Source organism: Planktotalea frisia (genome assembly GCF_001890925.1).
Lineage (GTDB): Bacteria > Pseudomonadota > Alphaproteobacteria > Rhodobacterales > Rhodobacteraceae > Planktotalea > Planktotalea frisia.
In genome coordinates this window covers 1-5,300 of record NZ_MLCB01000063.1, presented here as the reverse complement: position 1 = coordinate 5,300, position 5,300 = coordinate 1, and the positions used below count along the sequence as shown (strand labels likewise).

4 protein-coding genes and 1 pseudogene are annotated in these 5,300 nt (G+C 47.4%); 4 read left to right on the top strand and 1 reads right to left on the bottom strand.

The window, feature by feature from the left end; all coding sequences use genetic code 11:
- Positions 1-345 precede the first annotated feature (345 nt).
- Positions 346-1,539: a tyrosine-type recombinase/integrase gene (locus PFRI_RS03575; protein WP_072629373.1), complete on the bottom strand. Its 1,194-nt coding sequence runs from the start codon at positions 1,537-1,539 to the stop codon at positions 346-348.
- 272 nt (positions 1,540-1,811) lie between these two features.
- On the opposite strand from PFRI_RS03575, the gene PFRI_RS03570 reads away from it, so the two are divergent.
- From PFRI_RS03570 to PFRI_RS21075, 4 genes and pseudogenes are all read left to right on the top strand, one after another.
- The gene (locus PFRI_RS03570; protein WP_072629372.1) at positions 1,812-3,083 is read left to right on the top strand and encodes a tyrosine-type recombinase/integrase; all 1,272 of its coding nucleotides are present in this window, start codon (positions 1,812-1,814) and stop codon (positions 3,081-3,083) included.
- A gap of 311 nt (positions 3,084-3,394) precedes the next feature.
- Positions 3,395-4,519, top strand: coding sequence for an ion transporter (locus PFRI_RS03565; RefSeq protein ID WP_072629371.1), 1,125 nt, complete (start codon positions 3,395-3,397; stop codon positions 4,517-4,519).
- Positions 4,520-4,904: 385 nt separating this feature from the next.
- Positions 4,905-5,006: pseudogene (locus tag PFRI_RS03560) on the top strand (transposase); the annotation flags it as partial.
- Positions 5,007-5,034: 28 nt separating this feature from the next.
- Entirely contained in the window at positions 5,035-5,292 is a 258-nt protein-coding gene (locus tag PFRI_RS21075) for a hypothetical protein (RefSeq protein ID WP_139292086.1), read from the top strand.
- Positions 5,293-5,300: the final 8 nt, after the last annotated feature.

Below are 5,300 nucleotides of genomic sequence, written 5' to 3'. Positions count from 1 at the left end.
TCAGACAATTTCCGCGTCATAACCCATGAAAAAATTCGGGTTTTGGGGTAGCAGCGGTATATATTTATAATATACGTCCGTTTGGAAGAACGGGAGATCGAATCTGAAGACCAATCCTGCTGAAGAAACAAGATAAATCCCGTCAGAAAACGCGACCTCAAACAACGCCTTTTCAATCAGTTCGTCTTTCGACAGTCTCGCCGAAATCCACGCGGAAGTTTGACCTTTATCTAACTCAAAAACGCCTTGAAAAAGGCGAGAAACATCCAAGGTTTCCCACGAAAAACTACGCCGATTTGCTTCCTATATGCTTTTGATGGTGGTGTAACCAACCGGACAAAACATCTATGCCAACCTCACAACATTACCTACATCACCTGATACAAACATAGACCATCGTTCCATCAACGCCCGCCGCTTTTCCAGCAGGTCAGATCGCGCGTAGGCACGTTCAACATCAGACCCCACTTTATGCGACAGGCTCATTTCGGCAACCTCTCGCGGCGCACTGGCGACTTCCGACGCCCAATCGCGGAACGTTGACCGGAAGCCATGCACCGTGACGCCTTCGACGTTCATACGGCGCAACAGCATCAACATCGACATATTAGACAACGGCTTGTGGCGTTTCTGGCCCTCAAAAACGTATTCGGATTTCAAAGCCTTCAATGGCTCAATGATCGACAACATTTCGTCCGTGAGCGGAACGCGGTGTTCTTCGCCGCCCTTCATCCGTTCAACCGGACATGTCCACAACCGAGCATCGAAGTCGATCTCTTCCCAACGCATCCCAAGGACTTCGTTTGTCCTCGAACCTGTCAAACACGTGAAACGCAGGGCATTTGCCGACATTGCGTTACGGCTTTTGAGGTCCGCATAGAACGCTGGCGCATCCTGCCAACGCATTGCGGCGTGGTGTTTGGGCTTGGCCTTCACCTTGGGTAGTGCGCCCGCGTCTTTGATCCCTGTTACGGGATTTTCACCGGACTGGAATCCTTTTGATTTCGCTACGTCAAGAACCGTCTTGATCCGCTGTGCCAAACGCCGCGCCGTTTCGTGCTTTTCCGTCCAGATAGGCGACAGGCACATCATGACTTCGGGTTGATCAATGCTATCCAATGGCATCCGCCCTATCTTGGGAAAGGCATAGTCGCGCAACGTGTTAATCCATTGCTGGCCATGCTTGGCGTTCTTCCACGTCGGCATCCGTTCAATGTGGACTTGCTGGGCGAACTCCTCGAAAGTCGGGATTTCGCGCTGGGCATTAAAACGCGGGTTTAACCCCTGCTTGGCCATGCGGCGATATTCCAGCGCCCGTTCTCGCGCTTGGTTGATCGTGACAATATCCGCCCCGCCAAGCCCGAAGTCGGTGCGCAACGGTGCGCCCTTCTTATTCTTGGCCCCTTTGACCACAACGCGCACGATCCAGCGCCGTGCGCCCGATGGATCAACCACCAGATACAACCCGTTGCCATCCCCATGCCGCCCAGCGCCAAGGTTCTCGACCAGTTTCTTTGTCAGCTTACCAGATAGGGCCATTCAAAATACCACATTCAATACCACTCAAGGAACGAATATAGACACCATCGAAGAAAACTCAACACAAACGACAATTCGCACAAACCCCAACGATACAAAGCAAAAAGGCCGCCCAAGGCGACCCGTTCAAACTGTCCAAAATGGTGATGTGGCGGAGGCTCAGGGATACTACGCCTAACGACCTATAATCACTTATTTTGTTATTTATATGCCTATTATTTCCATAACGTGTGGGTTAAACGTGTGGGTAATTTGTGATTTGAGGGATGTAAATGGTCAAGCATATAGAGAAGCGTCGGCGGGTCTATTATGCGATGTTAAACATCCCTGCTGCTGTTCGCCCAGCCTTTAACAACAAGCGTAAGCTCCTCAAGTCACTGGAGACAGAATCCATTAGTCAGGCGCAAGTTCGTGTCTTACCCATCATAGCTGAGTGGAAGAACCAGATAGAGATCGCCAAAGGCACATCAACTGGTGACAAGTTTCTGGATGATGTGGCACTGGCACGACGAGATGCGCAACGACTGAGGAGCCAAGGCGTTCCTGAATGGGCGATTGAAGAAGCGCAAGAGCAAGTTGCCACTAGTGAGGCGCTTGGACCTGACAACACTCACGACCATGGTGACGGTGGTCAGTTATTTGATGCAGTATCCGTAGCTCTAGGTAAACGGCTTCTTTTGTCGGAACACATTGATAGCTACCTCAACACAACGAGTGTCACGGTTAAAACCAAAGAGATGATTAGGCGTGACCTTGTTCGGTTTACTTCAAAGTTTCGATTTGCCGATGATGCAACACAAAGGGCCGTACGTGACTGGGCCAACATCGACTTGGAGGAAGCCAATTTAGCTTTAGCAACACGCAGACGGATGCTGTCGGCCTGTCGTGGGTACTGGGACTATTTGGAGCGACAACAGAAGCTGGAATTACCGCCCCCCTTCCACAAGGTACTGCCACCAAAGCCAAAGAAGCGTACTAAGGCGGAGATTGAGGCCAAGCGGAAAGGCTTTCGTGTCCCAGATTACCACAAGCTGCTGGCTGGCTGTCAGGACGACCCAACCCTATCTGACCTTATCACCCTAGGGGCATATACTGGATGCCGCATTGAAGAACTGTGTGGCCTCAAGCTAACTGATGTCAGAACAGATCGATTTGAACTGGTGGATGCCAAGACAGAAGCTGGTTGGAGAACGATCCCGATCCACGACCATATCAAACAATCTATGGCGAGACTGATAGATACGTCGAAGGATGACTACCTGCTTTCAGGGCTGACATTTAACAAGTTTGGCGACAGATCAAACGCCATAGGCAAAAGGTTTGGTCGCTTGAAGAAGCGGCTTGGCTACGGTCCCGACCATGTCTTCCACTCCCTACGCAAAGGCTTTGCAACGCAGCTAGAGAACGCAGGGCAGCCACTAAATGTCGTTGCACGTCTCATGGGCCACACCCAAGACAACCAGAGCCTTGGAAACTATTCTGATGGATTGGTGCTGGAAGAGCTTAAACGTGCAATCAACCACGTAGACTGGTCGTTGCGCTAGGGGTGGCGCTGAGGCTTACACAGAGACCCGTACAGACTGACTCAGGCGGTACTGTAGGTGTTATCAACCTTTGACGACACAGCCTCTGCATACGGCTCTCTGACGCACTTCATGGGTGGCGCTGGGGCGCAGCCCATCGAGCTTCGTTCTCTGTGTCATCACCGATGGGTATGAGGGGTTGTCACTCGCCAAGGTCTGAAATTATCGACAAGATGGACCAGAGGTCGATTATGCGCTAGTGTTTATCTCAGCTTGCTAGAGTGGAGACGCGCAACTGGGTTTCAGGCCTTTGATATGCAGAGTAAAAATTCATGAATAAGATAACGGCAGATTATCTCAGATCAGAAATTCAAGAGCCTCAAACAAAATTGGGACGCAGGTATCTGGCTATAGTCATCTCAGCTATTATTACATCGGTTTTCTTCTTATTTCTTCAGCAAGAGTACCCAAATTTTGCATCAGCTGGGAGCTTTAACGAATTTATAATAGAGCTCTTTTTACTTATTATTTTCTTTTTTGATTTTATCATAAGAATTTTGACAATTCAAAAAAAACCGATCGATATGATATTTCTAACTGTTGATTTTCTCGCGATCATCCCTTCTCTTATAGCCGTACTATTCTATTTGGAAATTTTACAACAATCAGATCTGCAATTTCTTGCTTTATTACGGCTGCTCCGTCTAGCCAGAATTCTCAAGCTTCTTCGAATGCAAAGTGCGATAATTGAGATTTTTGGCGCGTCTATCCTGACATTGGTTTTTAGTGTAATGGTTTTCCATTTGGCCCTTCGAGTTTTGCTGCTTGAGCTTTCTATATTTTTTGATGCAAATATCTTTGAAATCCTCGATCAAGAATCACTAATGATAGCCGTTCCCGCCGTCGGTTCAGTGTTTGGAATTGCGTTGGCCATCTCTTTTGGAATTGCTCAGCGGAAACAGATTGAGATATCGGAGCTACATCGTTTGGCTATGGACGCGTTGGATGCAATGGAGGCCGACGTGCGACGCTTAAAGCCGGACCATGCTTGGGAAGCATCGGAAATTTGGCGAAGTGACGTGGTAAAGTTCCTTAATGAGGAAATTAATTATGCTACAATGAAATCAAATACGATGGTCATGCTCGGTGATCTGAGGGAAAGTATTTTATCACGCCCGTCGCTTGATGTGCCATTTCATAACAATTTGGTTTTGCGTATAAGTCAGTTTTTAACAAAGACGCAGATCGAATTTCATCCTGTATTTTATGTTTGGCTCAACCGTATAGCGCAATTATATTTTCTGCTTGTCATGTTTGCCGCACCCAGCCTCACAGGGTTTTTAGTCCAAATGCTCATCATATTTGTATTTCAAGGCCTTGTAGTAATTATTGATGATATGGATCACGCAGTCGATAAAAAAGTTACACTTTTAAACTCGAAAATTTTGAAAATATGACCATAAATCAATGGCCTTAATGAGACAGGCTGATGCAACGTCAACAAGAGGTTGAGAAATATGAAATTGCGACAGATCCATTCTGCATGGTGCATTGGGTTAAAAAGGTGTGTCGTGTCGCCAATTGTTAATTTTGGTGCTTCTCGGTGCGCCATTATGTAAGCAAAGAGCTAGAAAACGCAACGATGCGGATTTCAGAATTACCGGACAGCTATTTCGCTAAATCCCGGACAGCCATTTCAGTAATTACCGGACAGTTCGGGCGCGGCTGATCGTCTGCCTGCAGTTATGTTTCTGATGGCATCGTTTCGCGGTTTTTGACCTGCCCCCCGAAACTTCCCTCAGTTTAATGTAGAGTTTGCTCAACCTTCGAAGGAGCAAACAAATGCGACAGAGCCGTTTTACCGAAGCCCAAATAATCAGGATGATCAAAGAACAGGAAGCTGGAATGCCAACGGCTGAGGTGTGTCGGAGACATGGACTGAGCCTCATAAACAGAATTTAGGATGCTCCCAATGAATTACGTTTTAAGAACTTTTGCATCGTTATTATTCATAAGCTTTTGCAGCACTTCAAGAGCTGAAACAGATTCAGCTATTTGTGAAACAATTGCTAAAGCAGAGGGTAGGCAGCTATGCTACGAACGGCTTGCTGCTGTGACGTCAATGTCTGACGTCATTCTCGAAATATCAATTTTGCTCAAAGAGCATATGTTCAAAGATGCTGTAGGCTCAGGACCCATTAATTGCCTTGATGCTGGTTTGTCGTCATGATTCACGAA

Bases quoted from the DNA above. Each gene is read 5' to 3' on its own strand.
- PFRI_RS03575 (WP_072629373.1), bottom strand. From the start codon at position 1,539: ATGGCCCTATCTGGTAAGCTGACAAAGAAACTGGTCGAGAACCTTGGC.
- PFRI_RS03570 (WP_072629372.1), top strand. From the start codon at position 1,812: ATGGTCAAGCATATAGAGAAGCGTCGGCGGGTCTATTATGCGATGTTA.
- PFRI_RS03565 (WP_072629371.1), top strand. From the start codon at position 3,395: ATGAATAAGATAACGGCAGATTATCTCAGATCAGAAATTCAAGAGCCT.
- PFRI_RS21075 (WP_139292086.1), top strand. From the start codon at position 5,035: ATGAATTACGTTTTAAGAACTTTTGCATCGTTATTATTCATAAGCTTT.